The sequence below is a fragment of the Pseudoflavitalea rhizosphaerae genome (genome assembly GCF_003991355.1).
Lineage (GTDB): Bacteria > Bacteroidota > Bacteroidia > Chitinophagales > Chitinophagaceae > Pseudobacter > Pseudobacter rhizosphaerae.
Genome location: NZ_RCSU01000001.1, coordinates 259,975 through 281,670, shown reverse-complemented (window position 1 = coordinate 281,670; position 21,696 = coordinate 259,975). Strand labels below are relative to the sequence as shown.

The 21,696-nt window shown below is 45.5% G+C and carries 14 protein-coding genes; 7 read left to right on the top strand and 7 right to left on the bottom strand.

Features of this window, described 5'->3' with window-relative positions; genetic code table 11:
* Positions 1-214: 214 nt before the first annotated feature.
* The gene (locus D9Y29_RS01070) at positions 215-676 is read left to right on the top strand and encodes a helix-turn-helix domain-containing protein (RefSeq protein WP_127124582.1); all 462 of its coding nucleotides are present in this window, start codon (positions 215-217) and stop codon (positions 674-676) included.
* Here the strand turns inward: D9Y29_RS01070 and D9Y29_RS01065 are convergent.
* Positions 660-2,636: a glycoside hydrolase family 97 protein gene (locus D9Y29_RS01065; RefSeq protein ID WP_241237819.1), complete on the bottom strand. Its 1,977-nt coding sequence runs from the start codon at positions 2,634-2,636 to the stop codon at positions 660-662. The two genes, D9Y29_RS01070 and D9Y29_RS01065, sit on opposite strands and share 17 nt — an antisense overlap.
* A gap of 129 nt (positions 2,637-2,765) precedes the next feature.
* Between D9Y29_RS01065 and D9Y29_RS01060 the strand changes: the two genes are divergently transcribed.
* Positions 2,766-5,156 carry a glycoside hydrolase family 127 protein gene (locus D9Y29_RS01060; protein WP_206513680.1) on the top strand — a complete coding sequence of 797 codons (2,391 nt, stop codon included), beginning with the start codon at positions 2,766-2,768 and terminating at the stop codon, positions 5,154-5,156.
* A gap of 112 nt (positions 5,157-5,268) precedes the next feature.
* Here the strand turns inward: D9Y29_RS01060 and D9Y29_RS01055 are convergent, their stop codons facing one another.
* The 6 genes from D9Y29_RS01055 to D9Y29_RS01030 are packed head-to-tail and all read right to left on the bottom strand — an operon-like array spanning position 5,269 to position 15,676.
* Positions 5,269-6,579 carry a gluconate:H+ symporter gene (locus D9Y29_RS01055; protein ID WP_127124581.1) on the bottom strand — a complete coding sequence of 437 codons (1,311 nt, stop codon included), beginning with the start codon at positions 6,577-6,579 and terminating at the stop codon, positions 5,269-5,271.
* Positions 6,580-6,592: 13 nt separating this feature from the next.
* On the bottom strand, positions 6,593-7,426 hold the full coding sequence (locus D9Y29_RS01050; protein WP_127124580.1) for a fumarylacetoacetate hydrolase family protein: 834 nt from the start codon (positions 7,424-7,426) through the stop codon (positions 6,593-6,595).
* A gap of 37 nt (positions 7,427-7,463) precedes the next feature.
* Entirely contained in the window at positions 7,464-9,179 is a 1,716-nt protein-coding gene (locus D9Y29_RS01045; RefSeq protein WP_127124579.1) for an IlvD/Edd family dehydratase, read from the bottom strand.
* A gap of 34 nt (positions 9,180-9,213) precedes the next feature.
* A complete protein-coding gene (locus D9Y29_RS01040) occupies positions 9,214-10,800 on the bottom strand; it encodes an aldehyde dehydrogenase (NADP(+)) (protein WP_127124578.1) in 1,587 nt (528 codons plus the stop codon).
* A 24-nt stretch (positions 10,801-10,824) separates the two neighbouring features.
* Positions 10,825-12,432 carry a SusD/RagB family nutrient-binding outer membrane lipoprotein gene (locus D9Y29_RS01035; protein ID WP_127124577.1) on the bottom strand — a complete coding sequence of 536 codons (1,608 nt, stop codon included), beginning with the start codon at positions 12,430-12,432 and terminating at the stop codon, positions 10,825-10,827.
* 4 nt (positions 12,433-12,436) lie between these two features.
* A complete protein-coding gene (locus tag D9Y29_RS01030) occupies positions 12,437-15,676 on the bottom strand; it encodes a SusC/RagA family TonB-linked outer membrane protein (RefSeq protein ID WP_164735190.1) in 3,240 nt (1,079 codons plus the stop codon).
* 182 nt (positions 15,677-15,858) lie between these two features.
* Between D9Y29_RS01030 and D9Y29_RS01025 the strand changes: the two genes are divergently transcribed.
* From D9Y29_RS01025 to D9Y29_RS01005, 5 genes are read left to right on the top strand one after another with little or no spacing between them, the layout of a single operon-like run.
* Complete coding sequence (locus tag D9Y29_RS01025) at positions 15,859-16,740, top strand: helix-turn-helix transcriptional regulator (RefSeq protein ID WP_127124575.1); 882 nt, start codon at positions 15,859-15,861, stop codon at positions 16,738-16,740.
* 10 nt (positions 16,741-16,750) lie between these two features.
* Positions 16,751-18,274 carry a gluconokinase gene (locus D9Y29_RS01020; RefSeq protein WP_127124574.1) on the top strand — a complete coding sequence of 508 codons (1,524 nt, stop codon included), beginning with the start codon at positions 16,751-16,753 and terminating at the stop codon, positions 18,272-18,274.
* An 18-nt stretch (positions 18,275-18,292) separates the two neighbouring features.
* Complete coding sequence (locus D9Y29_RS01015) at positions 18,293-19,405, top strand: bile acid:sodium symporter family protein (protein ID WP_127124573.1); 1,113 nt, start codon at positions 18,293-18,295, stop codon at positions 19,403-19,405.
* A gap of 14 nt (positions 19,406-19,419) precedes the next feature.
* Complete coding sequence (locus D9Y29_RS01010) at positions 19,420-20,370, top strand: RraA family protein (RefSeq protein ID WP_127124572.1); 951 nt, start codon at positions 19,420-19,422, stop codon at positions 20,368-20,370.
* A 45-nt stretch (positions 20,371-20,415) separates the two neighbouring features.
* The gene (locus D9Y29_RS01005; RefSeq protein ID WP_127124571.1) at positions 20,416-21,690 is read left to right on the top strand and encodes a mandelate racemase/muconate lactonizing enzyme family protein; all 1,275 of its coding nucleotides are present in this window, start codon (positions 20,416-20,418) and stop codon (positions 21,688-21,690) included.
* The last annotated feature ends 6 nt before the right edge of the window (positions 21,691-21,696 follow it).

Here is a 21,696-nt window from a genome sequence, read left to right as displayed (position 1 = left end):
CAGCGTCTGACCTTTTTAGTCAACCCCACAGCAAACTGGTATGCTGTTTTTGCCGGGCGCCCTCTGCAGGCTGCCCATGTAGGCTGATCATTAACATTTGTGACAGTAATTCCCACAAATGAAGCATGGCCGGAAAAGAGGAGCTATTAGTTTTGAGTCTGTTATCCAATGATAAAGACCCGGGCCGGCTTGCGCCCTCAAAACGATTTTTTACATGGGTATCCACGTAATGACCATTCCTCCCTCCGCTGGTAAATTGAATGTTCGTAATAAATTTCCGGTTAATATTGTTGCATGTCAGGAGCAAAAAGAATTGTTGCTCAAACTGAATGAATGCAAATCTGCCCTGTTCCACAACAAGAAGAACGATGTCAAACACCTGGCAACACTCATGCATATGAGCCGTGCAACGCTTTATAGAAAATTGAAAGGCGTAACGGGTCTCACTCCCAATGAATGGATCAACGAGGCCAGAATGGAGAAGGCAGCTGAATTACTGGCCGAAGGAAGGTACAGAGCATTCCAGGTGGCCAGAATGCTTGGATATACAACTCAAAGCAGTTTTGGAAAAATGTTCCTTAAACAATATAAGGTAACCCCTGGCAATTACCAGCGAATGGAAATGGTACTCAATCAATCTCACATTCCATCGCTGAAAACTACTCCAGCACAATAACAAAACCTCCTGCGCCCTGCATCTCCAGGCTGGTAAGCGCAGCAGGGTTCAGTGTTACAGTTGCGAAATCCATTTTTGTGCTTCCATCCTTGATACAGGTTGCTTTGCCTGATTTAAATGATGACAGATTGAACTGCACTTTTCTTGGAGTATTTTCACCATTGATGCCGGCGATATACCATTTCTTCCCCGCCCTTCGTGCAATAACGATGTATTTACCCGGATAGCCTTCCAGGAACCGTACCTCTTCCCAACGGTCAGGAAGCTGTTGCATGAATCGCTTGACCATTAACGGCACCTGGCTCATACCTGCAGGCGACTCTGCAATATGCTGAATGCCGGATAAATAAATTACTGATGTTGCCAGCTCAAAGGCGCCGGTGGTTTTCCGTTGAACATGAGATTGGATCTTATACAGATTAGTGGGCGTAAAATCCATAGGATCGAAAACATTCCTGGTGAATGGGAGCATAGCGGCATGATTGGCCTCATTGTCTGCATCGCGCTGGTTAAAGGTGATCATTTCAAACCCCTTTACCGCCTCTGTTGTCACTAGGTGCGGGTAAGTCCGGCTCCATCCGCGCGGCAAAGTGGCGCCGTGAAAATTGACCAGCAAACCTGCTTCAGCTGCATCATTCAAAATATCAATATAATATTGGATCACAGACCGTCCATCTCCACCGAAGAAATCAACTTTAATACCTTTAATGCCCATACTTTTCAGCTGGGTAAATTCTTCGCGCCTGCTTTGAGAAGTCAATAATTTGTCTTTGGGTGTCATCTTCACTGTATTCCAGTTACCAGCAGAATTATACCATAATAACAATCCCACTTTTTTTGAATTTGCATAAGCTGCCAGTTCCCTCATACGGTCATATCCGATATTCTTGTCCCAGTTGGCATCTATCAGGCAGTACTCCCATTTCATGTCAGCTGCAAAATCAATGTATCTTTTTTGCTCGGAATAAACGATCGAATCATCCTTCGACATTATCCAGCTCCAGGATGCTTTTCCTGGTTTAATAAACCGGTGATCAGTAAGCGCAGCAGGAGGCGCAAGATCTGTTCCAAGTGTTGATTCCACAATGTTCTTCAGTGAGCCAATGGTGATCACGCGCCAGGGAGAAAAGAAAGATCCTGCAGAGCGTGGTAATAATCCATCAATTTCCATGGTTTCACGCGGGTCCGGGAATGTTATTTTATATGCAGGGGACAGTTGTTCATTCTTCAGGCGTGTGCCGCAATATTTTCCATCCAGTGCTGCCTCTGAAATCAGGACCCAGGTATCATCGTTTTGTTTGAAGAGTGCTGGATAGACCCATCCCGTAGGTGATGCACTGGTTACGGGAATATTTTGACGGTAATTGTCTTCATAAGCCGGGTTGGTGCTTTCAAAACCTGTCTTGGCTGTCTGCATGGGCTGCAGGAATGCGCGGGTACTGGTATCGAAAGTGAAAGTAGTGAGCTCATCAAAAATATGTATTGTATCATGGGCAGGTATATAGTACCGGAATCCAATGCCGTCATTGGAAACCTGGTAGATAATATGTAGCGGCCTGCCTGAGGTATCACTGTAATAGAATGTCTTCTTGTTTGCCTTATAATTGATTTGACTTTTCTTGCCAGTGAACAACTCATATTTTTCATTGACCTCCGTCACTGCAGAACTGCTGTCAAACCGCCATGCCCCAGCAGGGGCATCCGGAGTAATGGACAGGCCAAGCGCTGAAGGATGAATGACCAGTTTATTGTGATGCGATGCCTGCCAGGTTATTTTTCCATCAGCGGTCTGAAGTATTACTGCTATTTCTTTGTCGGGGCTTGTAATGCCGGAGGATTGTGCTTTGGTAGAATAGATTACCAGCATAATGGCTATGCCGGTCAACAGAGTCCGGAGTGGGAAGAAGGTCCTGTACAAATTCTTGTGTTGCATGAGATCAAAAATAAGTTGTTCCTTCATTTTTTCACCTGATCAAAATTGTCCGGAATGGTTGATTTGTCTCAAATTTTAAAAATGCTGATAAAGTATTCTTCGTAAACTTATATTGCTTTTGATCAGGTGCTTTCAAACTCCAAATAATTGCTGAGGATGAATATCAAAAATGCCATTGGAATATTTTTATTGAGTGCGACTATGCTGCCAGGATATGCAGTTCAGGCACAGGATAGTTTATACTATAACAGTTTTCCGTTAAAGGATATCCGCTTGCTGGATGGTCCCTTCAAACGGGCCAGGGACCTTAATATCCGGGTGTTGTTGTCATACGATACAGACAGACTGCTGGCGCCATTCAGGAAAGAAGCGGGATTGCCAGCGCGGGCTTCCGGTTATTCCAACTGGGAAGGATTGGATGGGCATATAGGAGGGCATTATCTATCGGCTCTTGCCATGCATTATGCAACCTCGCAGAATGCTGAATGTAAGAAGCGGATGCTTTATATGATTGCAGAACTGAAAGCATGTCAGCAGGAAAATACGAGGCGCCACCAGGAATGGGGTAAAGGTTATCTGGGTGGTGTGCCCAATAGCGATTCTATCTGGTCTGCATTCAGGGTGGGCGATTTCAGGGCTTACAGGGCTGCCTGGGTGCCATGGTACAATTTGCATAAGCTCTTTGCGGGACTTAGGGATGCCTGGCTTTACACCGGCAACCAGGAAGCTAAAACACTATTCCTTTCCTTTTGCGATTGGGCCATCGATATCACGGGCGGATTGACGGATACTCAAATGCAATCGATACTCGACACAGAACACGGAGGTATGAACGAAGTGATGGCTGATGCCTTCCAAATGACCGGTCAGGAAAAATACCTGCTGGCAGCCAAAGGATTTTCACATAAGATGCTGCTGGAGCCTATGGCAGCGGGGATAGACAACCTTGATAACAAACATGCCAATACACAGGTGCCGAAGGCAGTCGGATTTCAACGGATAGGAGAATTGTCGCATGACAGTATTTTCAAAAAAGCAGGCAGTTTCTTCTGGGAAACGGTGACCGGTAACCGAACTGTCGCATTCGGGGGCAATAGCAGGCGGGAGTTCTTTCCTGCAAAAGCAGCCTGTATGGATATGGTTACAGACGTGGAAGGGCCAGAGTCCTGCAATTCTAACAATATGCTCAAACTCACGGAGGACCTGTTTCGCGGAACACCTTCGGCAAAGTATATGGATTATTACGAAAGAACATTGTACAATCATATACTTTCCACACAACATCCTGTTCATGGAGGATATGTTTATTTTACACCGCTCCGCCCCAGGCATTACCGGGTATACTCTGCACCCAATGAGGCAATGTGGTGCTGTGTGGGAACGGGCATGGAAAATCATGGCCAATACAACAGGCTCATTTATACACAAAGGCAGGATTCTCTTTTTGTAAATCTTTTTACAGCTTCAGAACTCGAATGGAAGAATAGAAAGATGGTGATCAGGCAGGAAACAAATTTTCCGGAAGAAGAGCATACAAAACTTTCCATCGTTTCGGGCATGTCGCATTTTACAATGATGGTCCGCTACCCCGGATGGGTAAAGAAGGGAGCGTTGAAAATACTTGTAAACGGAAAGAAAGTTGACTATCAACAGCATCCGGGTTCATATGTAGCCATCAACAGGACCTGGAAAAAAGGCGATATGGTGCAGGTGATCCTGCCCATGCATAATTCCATCGAGCAGTTGCCGAATGTTCCTGCGTATAAAGCAATCATGCATGGCCCAATTCTATTGGGAGCAAAATCGGGTACCGGAAACCTTTCCGGACTGGTAGCAGATGACGGACGATGGTCGCATATTGCCGGCGGAGAAAAATTACCCATCAACAAAGCGCCGATCCTTGTTTCAGATAATTTTACCCGGGTGATAGATGGATTAGAACCGGTAAAGGGCCGTCCGCTTCATTTTACTTTTCCTGAAATTAAAATGATCAATCCTGTAAAGATAGAGCTGGAACCTTTTTATGGGATACATGATGCACGGTACATGATTTACTGGATGGCTTTGAGCAATGGCCAGTACAAAGGTTATCTCGATTCCCTGTCGGTAATTGAAAAGGAACGGATGCTCCTGGAAAAACGTACAGTAGACTATATTGCTCCCGGTGAGCAGCAACCGGAGATTGATCATATGCTCATGCAAGAGGGGTCCCGTTCAGGCAATACCATGGATGCCTTCTGGCGTGAAGCTTCCAATGGCGGGTACTTCAGTTATCAAATGAATACAAAGAATGAAGAGCAGTTGACATTGAGGGTTCGTTACTGGGGCAGCGAATGGGGCAACAGGAGTTTTAAGATCTTTATCGATGACCAGCAATTTGTTGCAGAGGACAATACCGGCCGATGGAACCAATCCACCTATTTTGATATAGAGTATCCGATACCTGCAGAAATGCTGAAAGGTAAAGAGTTTGTTCGCGTGAAATTTCAATCGTTGCCAGGCACAACTGCCGGAAAAGTTTTTTATTTACGGTTAGTGAAACGATAAACTCACATACATTATCAAATGGTATCAGGGAGCTGCAAAAAAAGGCGCCAATATCCATAGCCTTTTAGTTATCCGGAATAGTCATGTGATGGATGGGATTTGCCATCAATCACTAAATTATATTATCCAGCAACAACACGCCAAGCAGTCCGATAATTGAAATAGAGGTTTCCATTACTGTCCACGACAAAAATGTTTGCTTCAGTGAAAGATGGAAGAATTCCTTGAACATCCAGAATCCTGAATCATTGATATGCGAACCAAACACGCTTCCGGCACCCACGGCCAGTACCATGAGTTCCGGCGATACTCCTCCCGCTGCCACCAGGGGCGTAACAACGCCAGCTGCCGTGATACCGGCAACTGTTGCAGAACCGATAGCAACTCTCAGCAATGCAGTAATAGCCCAACCGAAAACCAACGGAGGCATATCCCATCTTTCACTGAAAGAGGATATGTATCGGTCAGTACCACTATCCTGAAGTACCTGCTTGAAGATCCCACCCGCAGTAATGATCAATAAGATCACAGAGATCCCGGAAATGGCATCGCTCAACCACTTCATGGTTGTTTCCATTGTATAACCGGACTTCAAACCAAAATACCAGATAGCCAGCGAACTGGTCAGTAAAAGCGCTATAGTGGGATCTCCAATGAACAAAAGGATTTTCCGAAGAAAGTTATCAGCCAAAAAGCTACCTGCTATTACTGCGCAGGTGATCAGTATTACAGGCAATAGTCCGATCAGAAAGCTTGGGAATGCTGCCGGTAATTTCCTGTTCAGATCATTTTCTTCCGATAAAAAGAAAGATTGAATATTAACGCGTATCTGCTTCATGGAACGTCCCAGCAAAGGACCTGCAATAATGATCACAGGAATAGTAATGATCAGTCCGTATATCAATGTTTTTCCAATATCCGCGTGGAATGAATTAACCAGGAATACCGGGCTGGGATGAGGTGGTAAAAAACAATGTGTAGTGGACAGGGATGCAGCCATCGGTATGGCAACATACAATAAAGGTAGTTGCGCTTTCTTTGCGATGGAAAATACCAATGGTACCAAAATCACAAATCCGGCATTATAGTATAAGGGAAGCCCAATTAAAAAACCAGTGAGCAAAACTGCCCACTGGATATTTTTTTGACCGAACCCCGTAATCAATGTTATCGAGATCCTTTCAGCGGCGCCGCTGATCTCCAGTGTTTTTCCGAGGATCGCGCCCAGACAAATGATCAACGCCAGCCCTCCCATTGTGTTGCCAACTCCTTTTTCCATCGATTGAATGATCATCATGGGGTCCATTCCCAGGAAAAGGCCGGATAGTATTGCTACAAAAAGTAATGAAAGGAAAGGGCTTACTTTTTTATAGGTTAAAAAGATTTGAAGACAAATAGCAAAGAAAACAACAACTAATTCCATATGGCGCTTTTTATCAGCCTACTGTATTTACCAGGGTTCCGATATTGTCAATTGTTATCCTGATCTCGTCACCAGCTCTTAATGTAAAATCATTACCTGGAACAATGCCTGTACCGGTCATTATCAGGCAGCCATAGGGGAATGAACATTCGCGAAATACATATCCCACCAATTCCTGCAGTGAACGTTTTATCTGGCTGATGGCGATCTTATCGCTGAATTCGATCACATCGTTCCTGATGATCTCGAGACTTATCATTGTGTTTTTATCCAGTGGCTCTTCAGTAATATAAAGGCAGGGGCCGATAGCAGCACAGGCATCATAGGTTTTCGCCTGTGGCAGATAAAGTGGATTTTCTCCTTCAATACTTCTGCTGCTCATGTCGTTCCCGATCGTATAGCCAATTATTTTTCCCGATGATGTCACTACCAGCGTGAGCTCTGGTTCAGGAACATCCCAGGTGGAGTCTTTCCTGATTTTTACTTTTTCACCGGGACCAACAATCCGGTTTGCAGTAGCCTTAAAGAATATTTCAGGTCTTTCCGCTTCATATACTTTTGCATAGAAGTCTGCACCGCCGGACAATTTTGATTCTTCCTGCCTGCCCACTTTACTACGCAGGTAAGTTACGCCGCATGCCCACAATTCCTGTTTGCCAACAGGGGGCAATATCACAGCGCCGTTCAGCGATTCTTTTTTAGTGCCATATCCCGAAGCCAGCAGCGATTGAATCGTTTTTGCTAAATTGTCATCATTAATGAAATTATCCCAGTCCTGAACCTGAACAATAAAAATGCCTTCGCTATTTTCAATGATAACTCCCTGATTCGTTTTGTATAGTTTCATTTTTTTTGTTTTACAGATATTTGCTTCAATGCCTTTCTTAATGCAAATCCCTTTTCACTATGTCGCCTGATTTTCCCTGTAAAATATCCAGGTCAGCGCCAAGATGGGCCTGTTGTACATGATCGATATATATTTTCACGTAGCCTCTGGCTGCCATGGGTTCCGGCGGCACCCAGGCTGCTTTTCTCTGCTGTAGTTCCCCGTCACTGATATCCAGGTGCAATCTTCTTTGTTCTACATCCAGCTCAATCATATCTCCATTCTTAACAAATGCCAATGTTCCTCCGATAGCAGACTCCGGTGATACATGCAGCACTACTGTCCCGGCAGCTGTGCCGCTCATTCTTCCGTCTGAGATCCTGATCATATCCGTGATACCTTTTCGTAATAATTTTTCCGGCAGGTCAACATTCCCTACTTCCGGCATTCCCGGATACCCAACGGGGCCAACAGTTTTTAGAACGATCACACAGTTTTCGTCTATGTCCAGGTCGGGGTCGTCAATGCGGGCATGATAATCTTCCATTGTTTCAAATACCACAGCGCGGCCACGATGTTTGATCAATTTCTTTGAAGCAGCGGATGGCTTTATGATGGCGCCATCCACACATAGATTTCCTTTCAGTACGGCAATTCCTGCATTGTGTTGAAGAGGGTGGTCAACAGATGCAATAACATTCCGGTTATAGCATACGGTATTACTGTAGTTCTCACCGATGGTTTTCCCATTTACTGTTATGCTCTCATTGTGAAGATATTCTTTCATTTCATTTATTACAACAGGCAACCCGCCGGCATAGTAAAAATCTTCCATCAGAAATTCGCCGGATGGTTTGAGGTTCACCAGTAAGGGGATCTTGCTGCCAATATGATCAAAATCTTCCAGTTTCAGTTCTACTCCAATTCTCCCTGCTATGGCCTGCAGATGGATAAGGAAATTGGTTGACCCGCCTATTGCCGCGTTTATGACGATGGAGTTTTCAAATGCCTTACGGTTGAGGATAGTTGATAGTTTCAGGTCCTCTTTCACCATTTCCACAATCCTTCTTCCGCTTAACTGCGCCATTACCTTTTTCCTTGCATCCACTGCAGGAATGGTTGCAGCTCCCGGAAGTGTAAGTCCCAGTGCTTCTACCATGCAGGCCATGGTGGAAGCAGTTCCCATACTCATACAATGTCCCTGGCTCCTGGCTGTCCCTATTTCCGCTTCCAGAATATCTTCAGCAGTATAATTTTCGTTCAGTTTTTTTTCTTTTACCATCCAGTTGAAGGAACCCGATCCCAGGCATTCTCCTTTGAATCTTCCATTCAGCATGGGACCTCCGGGAACAACGATAGTAGGTAAATCAACACTGCAGGCACCCATGACTGTACTGGGGGTTGTTTTATCACAACCGGTAAGCAATACCACGCCATCCAGTGGATTGGCCCTGATGCTTTCTTCTGTATCCATGCTCACCAGGTTTCGGAATAACATGGTGGTTGGTTTCATGATGGTTTCACCCAATGAGGTAACAGGAAATTCAAGCGGGAATCCACCCGCTTCAATTACACCGCGCTTCACTATTTCCGCGAAATCCCTGAGATGGCCATTGCAGGGAGTTAGTTCACTCCAGGTATTACAAATGCCAATTACCGGCCGGCCACGAAAATAGTCGTCCGGGTATCCCTGGTTACGCAACCATGAGCGGTGCACGAATCCCATCTTGTCATCCTTTCCAAACCAGTCGAAGCTTCTAAATTTTCTGCTCATCGTAATTATTTTTTAATGGATTCTCCTTCTTCATTCAGGAAATGTCTTTTGTTGACCACTCTCCATTGATCAGGCGATGGATCTTCAATACATTTTTGTTCTGCAATGCCCGAGGCAATAACTGCTGCGGCGTGTTCTGGTAACAGACAGGTCTTGTAAACCGGTAGATGGAAGCAGTGCCTACAGATGTTGTTCTGCTGTCTGTAGTGGAAGGATAGGGGCCGCCATGCACCATCGCATTACCTACTTCCACGCCTGTGGGAAAGCCATTGATCACCACACGTCCCGCCTTTTGTTCCAGCACATCCAGTAATTGCTGGTACCCGATCAACTCTTCTTCTGTACCATGAACAGTAGCTGTCAGGTGGCCTGAAAGATTCTCTGCTATTTCGAGCATTTCTTTTTTCGAGTTTGCCAACACTGCCATGCCGGTTGGGCCAAAGACCTCTTCGCTTAAAACAGGATTACTGTTTATGACCTGGCCGCTGGTCTGCAGTAATACAGGTACTGCGATGTTTGTGCTGTTACCGGCTGAGGATTTTGAAACCGCCAGTTGTTCAACGCCATCAGTGGAGAGGTGCTGATGTACACCTGAGTTGTAACTGTCTAATATTTTGGGCGTGAGCATTACGCCGCCTGTCGTTTTTTCAAATGCCGTTTTCAGTAATTGTAGAAAATGATCGTCCTGTTTTTGATAGATCATTAATCCGGGATTGGTGCAGAATTGGCCGATACCCATTGTTACTGATGCCGCATATGCAGCCGCTATTTCCTGTCCCCGTTGTTTTGCCGCTTCCGGTAAAATAAAAACAGGATTGGTGCTTCCCATCTCTGCATACACGGGAATGGGTTCCCTTCTGCTGACAGCAATATCGAACAATGCTTTACCGGCTTTGTAGGAGCCTGTGAAAGCGACAGCTTTTATTCCTGGATGTTTTACCAGATGAACTCCTGCATTGATGCCGTTATCGAAGAGTAAAGAAAAAAGACCATCGGGCATATTCATTTTTTGTGCTGCTGTTTGGATCAGTTTGCCGATGATCGCTGATGTGGCGGGATGGGCAGGATGGGCTTTCACCACTACCGGACAACCTGCTGCGAAGGCAGAGATGGTATCTCCTCCGGCAACCGAAAAAGCCAGCGGGAAGTTGCTTGCTCCAAAAACCACTACCGGCCCGAGCGGGATTTGCATGGATCGTATATCTGGCTTTGGTAACGGTGTTCGTTCAGGATTACCTGTATCAATTCTCGCATCCACCCAGGACCCTTCTGACAATAATGCTGCGAACATTTTTACCTGATTGACCGTTCGCATCCTTTCCCCTTCGATCCTGATGGGAGGGAGGCCGGTTTCTTCGCAACAAACTTTGATCAGTTCATCTCCAGTATTTGATAGTTCATCTGCCAGCATGGTCAGGAAGACAGCCTTTTCAGCACCAGTTTTTTTTCTGTAAATCTGAAATGCGGCAGCAGCTTTATCAACAGCCAGGTTTATTTCTCCGGTTGTTGCTTTATGGAAAAGGTAATTTGTGTTGTGTTGTTCCGCAGGATTATAGGAATAGAATGTTTCGTCTCCATCCGCAGAATAATCAAACCCTATGATTTGCCGGCCTTGTATCATGGTTGTTTTGCTTTTAATCCATCGTTAAGGTGTATCCCAGAACACTCTTGAACTTAATTTATCACCACCGATAGCTGCAGCCGCAGCGTTATAATTGGCAGTGTTGGCGGAAGCCTCCAGGTCGGGATAAGAAAGCCTTCTTGCAAATCCAATTGTTTGAAGGTCGCCAGCAACAGGATTGGGGGTTAAGGCGGGGAATCCGCTCCTTCTGAAGTTGGCAAAGGCTTCCGTACCGTTCCTGATATTGACGATCCAGTATTGTGTATTGATGAGCCTGAGTGCCTCTGCGGGCGAATACGCTACATCCGGATGCTGCAGGTATGTGTTTACATCACCGTTGGAAATAGGTGTAGTACCGGGATATAGAGCATACGTTGCCATATCAGCGATGATCGCATTCTCATAATATACTTCAGCCTGGGCATCGCCACCTGAAATCCAGCCTCTTTTAGCGGCTTCCGCCAGCAGCAGGGATGTTTGGGCATACGTAACCCAGAATTCAGGTACGCCAGGGGCGGCTATAATATTTACATTGAATTGTGAATAGTTGAGGCCTGATCCGCGCGCGCCTCTGTATGGACTGCCGGGTTCCAGGATCTGGTCGCTGGTAACGCCGATGGGTACCCCATACTGATTGGCCAGTGTAACATCCGGGGAAAGATTATTGGCGATGGCGCCGGGATCGGCATATTGCGCTATCATGAATTTGCCGCGGGGGTCGGCGGTTGACTTCAATTGGTTTACGAAAGGCTCTGCAGCATAATGGAATTGAGAGAAATTCCGCAGCGCAAGATTATCCTGCTGGGCAAATACAGTACCATCATTTTTCACGAAGGCATTGTCTGCATTCGAGGTCATAACGCCGCCAGAAAACGCTTCCGCCACTATATCCGCTGCTTTTGTTGGATTGATTTTGGAATAACGCATTCCCAGTCTTAACAATAATGAGTTACCTAATTTTTTCCATTTGGCTACCTGGTCAGTTGCATTGGATGTTTTGGTGGATGGCTGTGCATTGGTGCCATAAAAAAGATCAGCAGATACAAATTCGCCACCAGGATTCAGGGCGGCTATCGATTCTTTGAGCTCTTTGTATAAATCATCGTAGATGGCTGCATCGTCATCATATATTGGAAAGAACAATGCTTCCGAAACTGCTTTTCCAGCTTCTGAGTATGGAATATCTCCGTAGTTATCTACGAGGCCCATGAACAGCTGTGCTTTCCAGATCCTGATCATGCTTTGTAAATTCACATGTGGAGTATTGGGCCCCAGCAGGTTCAATGCCTGGATAAGATTTTTGACGGGAGGCGCGTTTCCATTGGCCAAAACGGTATTTCCGGTGTTGGCATATGATTGCTCCCATTTGGTATTGCTATTTCCGTCAATATCCTTATTGAAGCTGAAACCAGCATTCGCTCCGGTATTGTACGGAACAATAAATTGCTGTACGATGATATGTTCTGCATTCCAGGTGCCGATATGGTTCCTTTGTGCTCCTGCAAACAGGAGTGAAGGATCGATGGAAATTACGCCATAAGGATTCTTGTTTATTTTTTCGAAATCCTTATCACAGGCTGCAAGGGAAATAATGCAGCTGATAAGGACCAGTCGATTTATCATTTTGATCATATCGTTAGAATTTGACATTTAAGGTTAGGTTGTAATTACGTGTGGTAGGCAAGGCTGAATTCTCATATCCGGCCCTGATATCCCCGGATGACTGGATGGCTTCAGGATCAAGCCCAGGCAGGTCTTTGTATAGAATTGCCACATTGCGGCAGGAGGCAGACAATGACAGGCCTTTGATGAATTTCAGCAGGTCCACTTTTTTGATGAGGCTGGAGAAATTATAGGCCAGGGAAATATTCCTGAGTTTCACGAAATCAGACTTGAACGTAAAAGGATCACCGATCTGGTTATTCCTGTAGTCTGTCCAGAAATTCTGTAAACCATTATTGGCAACAGTGATCACATTAGTATTGGCAGTGCCGGTGACTTCATCAATGCCGGGGAAAACATAACCATTTTCACGGCCCTGGAGAGACAGTTTACTATGTCCCTGTCTTGTCATGTTCAGCAGGGTAGAAGACAATACGGTGCCTCCGAATTTATAGTCGATATGTATACCCAGGCTCAGGTTTTTATAGGTGAAATTGTTGTTCCATCCTCCTGTGAACTTTGGAATGGAGCTTCCCAACGGTTGAAAACCTGCGGTAACACCCGGAGGATTTGTAGTGGATGCCAATGGACGGCCAATGTTGGCGCCGGCGCCACTCACGAGGATCTCACCTTTGTCGTTCCGTTTGTAGGTCCTTGTATACAGCTGGTTCATGGCTAACCCTTCCGTATACCTGATTTCACCCAGGAACTCATTACCTGTACCATTGAAATAGAGCAGAAGGATTGAACCACTGGGGTTCCCGACATCCAGGACCTTTGTTTTCAGATAGGCATTGTTCCAGGAGCTTGTCCAGCTGAAATCTTTATTCTGTACAGCTTTGAATTCGATCAGGGTTTCCAGGCCGCTATTCTTCAATGATGCTGCATTTTGTTTTGAAGTGGCATAGCCCGATGCTGTTGAAAGATTGACATCGATGATTTGATCGGTGGTTACTTTATCAAATACGGCGATGTCTACCAATAACTTGTTATTGAACAACCTGGTTTCGAGTCCTATTTCTTTTTCCGTTACGGTAAAAGGTTGTAAAAATGGATTGGGAGCAGCAGTACCGTTAATGCTGGCGAGGGTTTGGCCATTGAACAGGTTGGCGCCAAGACCATAGATCAGCTGACCGTCATAAGGGTTCACCAAAGCAACACTTCCTACCTGTGCCCAGGAAGCCCTGAGTTTTGCATAGGAAAGCCAAACCTGGTCCTTCAGAAGTTCCGAGAAAATAAAGCTACCTGAAACGGAAGAATAGAATTTGCTGTTATTGTCAGGGTGTAAAATTGAAAACCAATCGTTTCTTCCGGTTGCATTGATGTATAAGAAGTTTTTGAAACCTAATTCGGCTGTGCCGTACAGTGAGTTAACGCGTTGCTGGCTGTAATTGAATCCGTCGTTCGTTCCCTTTACTGTTCCGTTCCGGTAAGAATATAGATTGGGAACGGTAAAGTTGGTGGTGGTTTGCACAATATTCTTCCATTCTGATCTCAGGGTATTGCCACCAAAACTGGCGTCAACAGAGAAATTCCCAAACTGGTTACTGGTGCCTACCAGGAAGTCGGCATTGATGTCTGTGGTAGTAGTATGGTTCAGGTTGTAACTGCCCCTGTATGTGATGGTGGGTGTGGTAGTGGCTATCACGGTATTGGCGCCGGTTCCGTTGAGTGTATTCCATTCGGCGTAATTATCGCCACGGTCATAATTGAACCTTCCCTGTGCATAGAGCCAGCTGGTAACATCATAGCGTAGTGTAGCCGTTCCAAGCAGACGATTCCTGTCTTCCTGGTATTTCTGCCCGTTCTGAAGGGCAAAGTAGGGGTTGTTGACGGTCCCCTGGAAGCCGTTGGTTTTCCATTCTGCACCTGTAGCCGGATCCGTGGCATGCTCTCTGTACGCTTCAATGGGAGTGGAGATAGGCATCCTGGTAAAGAAATTCACAGCGCCGTCTCCCTGCGTACCAATTTGCGGAGGGTTTATATAATCTTCATCTGCGTAGTTGACGTTGAGCAACAGCTTGATTTTATCTACCAGCGTTTGATTGATACCGATGTTGAAGATCCTTCTCTTGTATTCATTGGATGGTACAATGCCTTTGGAATTGGTGGTTGATATGGATGCCCTGAAACTTCCATTGGCCCCTCCTCCAGATAATGCGAGCGTATTGGTTAGATTGGTCCCTGTTTGCAGGAAATCGAAAAGCTGGTGGGGATGCGCAGCGTAGGGGCGCATCACTCCATCATAATTGATGGTAGGTACGCCATCCAGTTTAGCTCCCCATCCGAATTGGCCATTGCCCTGGATCTGTTCAGCTGTAGTGAACTTGTTCCCTCCCTGTCCCTGACCGTATTCAGTCTGAACAATTTCGTCCATGAAATTCAATGCCTGCGAATTGGTATAGCTGGAAGTGAAATCAACTCCGATGCCCTGGTTTTTCTGACCGGACTTGGTAGTGATAATGATTGCTCCGCGGGCTGCTCTTGAACCATATAACGCAGCCGCAGCAGCGCCTTTCAATACAGTCATGCTTTCGATATCATCGGGATTAATATTGGCAAGGTTATCTCCGCGGTCACGCTGCTGATCACGGCCTTCTGCAAATCTGGCTCCCTGATCTATTGGAAGTCCGTTAATCACCAGGAGAGGTGAATTGTCGGCCCCGGAAAAACCAACCTGGCCCCTTATGCGAATTTGGTTACTGGCTCCGGCGCCAGCTGCCGGTGGAGTAATATTGAGACCGGCCACTCTTCCTTCAAGTGATTCGCCCAGGTTGGCAGTCCGGTTCCTGACCAGTTCATCAGGGCTCACACTGGTTGTGGCATACCCCAATTTTTTGGATGCTTTTCTTACACCCAGGGCCGTTACGATCACTTCACTATAATCGGTCCCATCGCCTCTGAACAGGCTCACTTCAATTTCATTTCTGCCATTAACAGGCACTTCCAGTGTGGCAAAACCAATATAGCTTACAACCAGGATATCAGTAGGGCGCGCATTGATGGTAAAGTTTCCGGATGCATTTGTTGACGTGGCTTTTGATGTGCCCTTTACAGCAATGGTTGCTCCATCAACAGGTTTCTTTTCATTATCCAACACTTTCCCTGTTACTGTCTGGGCATTGGCCGCTGCAGTGATCAGGAGCAGGAATAAAAAAAGAAAAAAAGAATAGGGGTTACCTGGCGGGAATGCCAGTAAGGTTTTTTTCTTCATAACAGCAAGTTGTTTCGTAATTAAAGTAGCCCAAAGCCAGGCTTTTTGCATTACAATATTGTTACATAAGCAGCATAAAAACTTCCAAAATTCTTCGTTGTTGGATTTTGTACAAAATGCTGGTGGAATTGACAGATATTTATTCTGTCATCGGATGTATATTTAATTGCCAACGATTGCTGATGAGTCAATTTCTATTACGAAATGATCATTCCCCTGAACTGGAACATTTTGCGCATATTCATGAATTTGCGCAAAAGAAAAATAATTCAATCAATCTGAGTGCTTTTACCGATGTCTGCTCAAACCATCTCCGCATCTATTTTATACTCGAAGGAAAATTTGATTGGGTTATCAACGAGAAACTGTATACGCTTTATCCTCATGATCTTGGTGTCATACTTCCAGGCCATCGCCTGTGCGCAGAAAAAGGATATCTTGATATAGGTTCGCTTTATTGGTTACATCTGCAATTTCCTTTGCCGGAAAAAAACAACAGGCGCTCACCTGGCGGATGGAGCCACATTTCTCCCCAGGAACTGATCTCCGTCAGGCAGATGTTATTCATGGGTCCTACCCCAGTGCTTTCCAGGGTGCCGGAAGCTGGTCCCATTTTTACCTGTCTGAGAAATGAATTATTCAACCAGGAAATCGGGTACATTACCAGGGTCAATCAACTGCTGGACGAGCTATTGATCCTGCTTACGAGGAAATTCACCCAGCAGGAAAATCCACAGCGCGACTTCCCTCAGACTTTTCTAAAACTGGAAGAAACACTGAGAAGGGATCTATCCCATCACTGGACAGTAGAAGAAATGGCTGCCCTTGTAGGTTTGGGCACAACAGCCTTCAGCGACAAAGTGAAAAAATTCACGGGCTTTTCCCCCATGAACTACCTGATCAATATCAGGATCTCTGAGGCTATCCGCTTATTGAAGAAACCAGATGTGCAGGTTACAGATATCGCCCTTGATACGGGATTCTATTCGTCGCAGCATTTTGCAACAACTTTTAAAAAGCTAACCGGACATACACCCAGTCAATTCCGGAAAAACAATATTTAAACTCATTGCCATGTCATCCGTCAAAAAATGCATCATCACCATCGAGATCGGAACAAATGCCGTAAGGGTTGTTGCGTTTGATCTTTCAGGGAAGACTATTGCTTCCATGAAAGGATCATACCCAACTTTTCATTCTCAACCTGATTTCAGCGAGCAGGACCCTGAGCAAATTTTCATCACGCTGCTGTATGTTTTGAAGAACCTCCTGAATGAGCATATTCATCCGTCTAAAATACAGGTGCTCAGCATTTGTTTCAGTGCGTCTATGCATAGTGTGCTGGCAATCGACAAAAGCGGCGTTCCCCTGGGCAATGCAATCACATGGGCAGATAACCGGGCCAAAAAAGAAGTGCAGCAATTGAAAAATTCTCCGGCCTGCAACAGTATCTACACAGCCACGGGAACGCCTATGCATCCTATGTCTCCCTTGTTCAAGATAGCCTGGATCAAGAATAATGATAAAGAAAGGTTCAATAATACCAGTAAGTTCATCCAGTTGAAAACTTATGTGATCCAGCAATTGACGGGCGGATACCTGATCGATTACAGCCTTGCATCAGCAACAGGATTATTGAATATTCACACTATCAAATGGGAAGAAGAAGCTTTGGCCTTTGCGGGAATCAGTAAGGATATGCTTGCTGAGCCGGTGCCCATTTTTACTTCCTGCGGAAAGTTGAAGAAAGCTTACCAGAATTCCCTTGGACTCACGGCTGATACACAACTGATTGTTGGCTCCAGTGATGGCTGCCTGGCCACACTGGGAGCTGGTGTTTGGGATGGAAGCAAGGCCACTATTACCATTGAAGACAGTGGTGCAGTGAGAGTGGTGGGGGAAAAGGTATTGAACGATAAACAACAGCGGTTCTTCAATTACCTGCTTACTGAGAATTGTTATGTGTCTGGTGGACCTACCAACAGTGGCGGAGTCATTTTCGAATGGTTCGCCAAACAATTCGGCGACTTTAAAAATCCATTTGACCTGGAACATACCATGAAAGATCTCATAGCTGTTGCGGCAAAGGTGGAAGCCGGATCTGACGGATTGCTTTTCCTCCCTTATCTGCTTGGAGAACGGGCGCCTATCTGGGATGCCAATGCCAGAGGCGTTTTCTTTGGAATCAATATCAAACATGAACGAAATCATTTTGTCAGGGCTGTTATTGAAGGGATTTTATTCGAAATATACAGCATCGGTAAAATCCTGGAAGAACATAGTACAATCAATAGCTTATCCATTAACGGAAGCTTCGCCTCCATTCCCCTGTGTGCACAGATCATTGCTGATATTTTCAATAAACCCGTTAGTATCAGCCAGCATAATTACAGTGTGGGAGCAGGTGCTTACCTGTTAAGCGCTACAGAGATGGGCATTTTCAAAAGTCTGGATGAAGCCGCGAGAAGCATAACGCTGGATGAACAGTATGTTCCGGGGAAAAATAATCATGGCATTTACATGAAGCATTTTGAAATTTTTGAAACCCTGAGCAGCAGGTTGAAGCCTGATTTTGAAAATGTAGCCAGCCTTCAATAAACCTCAAACCACCTATGTATGGCAGTCTTAAATAGATCGGTTTATCATTATTGTTATATCGCGGCTTTATTTTTCCTGCTGGCCTTTATGTTCGCCACGTTTCAGCATTTCCATAGTTGGGCGGGGATTTTGCTGGCTTTGTTTTTTGTAAGTATCGCACTTGCATTCCGCGGAAGCCGGCTGTTTAAAGGTTATTGGTACAGCGTTATCATTCTGGCCGTGGCTGCTATTGCCATGTATTATCCACAGCATTTCATAACTGTGGGAGGAAGAAATGCTTCTTTCTTCATTCCCATCCTCTTACAGGTGATCATGTTTGGAATGGGAACTGAACTAAGCCTTAAAGATTTTGCACAGGTCATGCGCATGCCCAGGGGCGTATTCATTGGCACAGTATGCCACTATATCATCATGCCTTTGGTAGGGTATACACTTGCGCATCTTTTTAATTTCCCGAACGAGATAGCTGCCGGAATCATTCTGATAGGATGTTGCCCCAGCGGACTTGCATCCAACGTAATGTGCTATCTGGCAAAAGCAAATCTTGCACTGTCGGTTTCTGTTACTACTATCTCAACCTTGCTGGCGCCGTTTTTGACCCCGCTTCTGATGAAATGGCTCGGTGGCAGATATGTTGAGATCGATTTATGGGCAATGGTATGGGATATCACCATCATCGTGATCATTCCTATTGCGGCAGGTCTTGCTTTCCATTATTTGGTCCGTGGAAAAGTGAAATGGATCGATAAGATTATGCCGGTCATCTCCATGGTAGGGATAGCCCTGGTGCTGCTTGTTATTACCGCTGCCGGGCGGGATAATTTATTGAAGATCGGTGGGCTGCTGATCATTGCCACATTCATTCACAATATCTCCGGATATTTTTTAGGTTACTGGTCTGCCCGTTTGTTCAGATTTCCCGAAAGGGATTGCCGCACCATTGCACTGGAAGTAGGTATGCAAAATGCCGGACTTGCTTCTGCACTTGCAAGGGGTATGGGTAAAATAGCTACTGTGGGACTGGCCTCAGTGATCTTTGGCACCATGATGAATGTAACCGGTTCTTCCCTCGCAAGCTGGTGGCACAATCGTCCACCCCGCGATGAACCAACGGCAAAGGAATTATCCTAACTAAAATAAAAACCATGATCAGATACTTATTGTTTTTTTTGATAGCTGTCTGCACCGGCCTGCCAATTTACAGTCAGCAGGTCCAGATAAGCAAAGATGAATTGATTGCGCTTACTCCTGAATGGAATGGTGAAAGGTTTCCCGATGGAAGGCCAAAGGTTCCGGAAGATATCATTCGTAGAATGAGATCAGTCAGTGTGGAAGAGGCCTGGGCTACGCTCAGTAATGCAGGTTACAGGTATCAGATTGCAGAAGGATGGGAACTCATCAATCCTGATAGTGTACTTGTAGGGCGGGCAGTAACTGTAACATTCATGCCCGGACGACCCGATGTATGGAAAGTAATTGATTCATTGGGCAAAAAAGAAGGCAGAAGAGCGCAAAATGTTTGGGCCGTGGAAATACTGCAGAAAGGTGATGTGTATGTTGCTGATCAATTTGGCGCAAAGAGAAACGGACCTACCATCGGTGATAATGTAGGGAATGCTATTTATGCAAAAACAGGAAATGGAATTGTATACGACGGCGCATTGAGGGATGTGGAAGGATTAAATGAAATCGGCGGCTTCACCTCATTCTATACAAGCTACGATCCTTCCTATCATAACCCGGGAACAGGACCAAACAGGGACCTGACCACCATGATTACAGGGATCAACAGACCTACGCGCATCCGTACTGTAACTGTAATGCCCGGTGATGTGGTGTTGGGGAAAATGGGGGTAGTGGTATTTATTCCGCCGCAATTGGCGGAACGTGTAGTAACAACTTCTGAAATCGTCCGGTTGAGAGACCTGTTTGGTCATCAGCGATTGAAAGAAGGAAAGTACACTGCCGGGCAGATTGATACCCGCTGGTCGGATGAAATTGAAAAGGATTTTTCCAGATGGCTCAATGATCATATCAATGAATTGCCCGTAGCTAAAGAACAGATCCAGGAATTTCTGAAGGAAAGAACATGGTAGGAATATGTAAGAATCTTAAACGCTTATCACTATTAAATTAATACAATGTCGAAGTCAAGAAGATCATTCATAGCAACAGCAGCTGTAACAGCGGCCATGACGCCTCTTGCAGCATTGTCCTCTTTCGGTAACGGCCTTACAGCAGCAATAGATAAAACGCCCAAATCATCGGCTCCGTCTGATCTGAAGATCACAGATGTGAAATGTGGTTACGCTGGTGGTGGACTGTTCATCAAAATTTCCACCAACCAGGATATTGTGGGATATGGCGAAGCGGTAGATGCCGTTGGTGGAACTTATCATTTGGTGCAACGTCTCGGAAGGCTGTTGAACGGAAGGAGCCCATTGAACCCTAACCTGATCTTTGAACAATTCCGCAAAGGCGCTTTTTTTGGAGGTGGACAGTCAGGAATGTACGTGGCTGTATTGAGTGCATTCGATGCTGCCCTCTGGGATTTATGCGGCAAGGCATTAGGTCTGCCCGTTTATCAATTGCTGGGTGGTAAATTCCGTGATAGGATAAGAGTTTACTGCGATACCCAGTTGTACTCCGTTCGGAATCCCAAACCGGAGGAGTTTGCTAAAGTGGCGCGGGCTGCGGTTGATAAAGGTTATACCGCCATAAAATTTGATCTCGATGAAGCAAACGATCCCAACAAATATGACCGGTGGAACTGGACGGCAAGTCTTGCTGAAGTAGAAAGAATGTACAATTCAATTGCTGCTGTTCGGAAGGAAGTGGGCCCGCATATCGATATCTGTTGTGATATGCACGGCCGCTATGATGCACCAACGGGAAGAAAGGTGGCGAAGATAATGGAGCCATTAAACCTGATGTGGCTGGAGGAACCTGTTCCGGCAGATAATGTGGATGTATATAAAACGATCACGCAGGAAACCAGTACACCCATTTGTGGTGGCGAGAATTTTTATCTCACCTATGGCTTCACGCGCTTATTATCGGAAGGCGCAGTAGATATAATCATGCCCGATCTTCAAAAGTGCGGAGGACTTGGAGAAGGGCAACGCATAGCAAACCTGGCGAATGCCTATTATGTGCCTTTTTCGCCGCATATGGTTGGGTCCTTTCTTGCAGCTATGGCTTCAGCTCATGTTTGCGCCGCAGTACCCAACTTCCATATCCTCGAATGGCAAAGCCAATTCGATACAGTGAAAAAATGGAAAGAGATTGTGACGTATGACAAACCCTTTATCGAAAAGGGATTTTTAAATATATCGGATAAGCCAGGCATTGGTGTTGACCTGAACCTGGAAGGCCTGAGAAAATATGCACACCCCGGTGTGCCCTTTTTTGAATAAGCGCAA

Coding starts and splice junctions, on each gene's coding strand:
- D9Y29_RS01070 (WP_127124582.1), top strand. CDS start 215: ATGGGTATCCACGTAATGACCATTCCTCCCTCCGCTGGTAAATTGAAT.
- D9Y29_RS01055 (WP_127124581.1), bottom strand. CDS start 6,579: ATGGAATTAGTTGTTGTTTTCTTTGCTATTTGTCTTCAAATCTTTTTA.
- D9Y29_RS01040 (WP_127124578.1), bottom strand. CDS start 10,800: ATGATACAAGGCCGGCAAATCATAGGGTTTGATTATTCTGCGGATGGA.
- D9Y29_RS01020 (WP_127124574.1), top strand. CDS start 16,751: ATGTCATCCGTCAAAAAATGCATCATCACCATCGAGATCGGAACAAAT.
- D9Y29_RS01035 (WP_127124577.1), bottom strand. CDS start 12,432: ATGATCAAAATGATAAATCGACTGGTCCTTATCAGCTGCATTATTTCC.
- D9Y29_RS01060 (WP_206513680.1), top strand. CDS start 2,766: ATGAATATCAAAAATGCCATTGGAATATTTTTATTGAGTGCGACTATG.
- D9Y29_RS01050 (WP_127124580.1), bottom strand. CDS start 7,426: ATGAAACTATACAAAACGAATCAGGGAGTTATCATTGAAAATAGCGAA.
- D9Y29_RS01010 (WP_127124572.1), top strand. CDS start 19,420: ATGATCAGATACTTATTGTTTTTTTTGATAGCTGTCTGCACCGGCCTG.
- D9Y29_RS01030 (WP_164735190.1), bottom strand. CDS start 15,676: ATGAAGAAAAAAACCTTACTGGCATTCCCGCCAGGTAACCCCTATTCT.
- D9Y29_RS01015 (WP_127124573.1), top strand. CDS start 18,293: ATGGCAGTCTTAAATAGATCGGTTTATCATTATTGTTATATCGCGGCT.
- D9Y29_RS01065 (WP_241237819.1), bottom strand. CDS start 2,636: ATGAAGGAACAACTTATTTTTGATCTCATGCAACACAAGAATTTGTAC.
- D9Y29_RS01045 (WP_127124579.1), bottom strand. CDS start 9,179: ATGAGCAGAAAATTTAGAAGCTTCGACTGGTTTGGAAAGGATGACAAG.
- D9Y29_RS01005 (WP_127124571.1), top strand. CDS start 20,416: ATGTCGAAGTCAAGAAGATCATTCATAGCAACAGCAGCTGTAACAGCG.
- D9Y29_RS01025 (WP_127124575.1), top strand. CDS start 15,859: ATGAGTCAATTTCTATTACGAAATGATCATTCCCCTGAACTGGAACAT.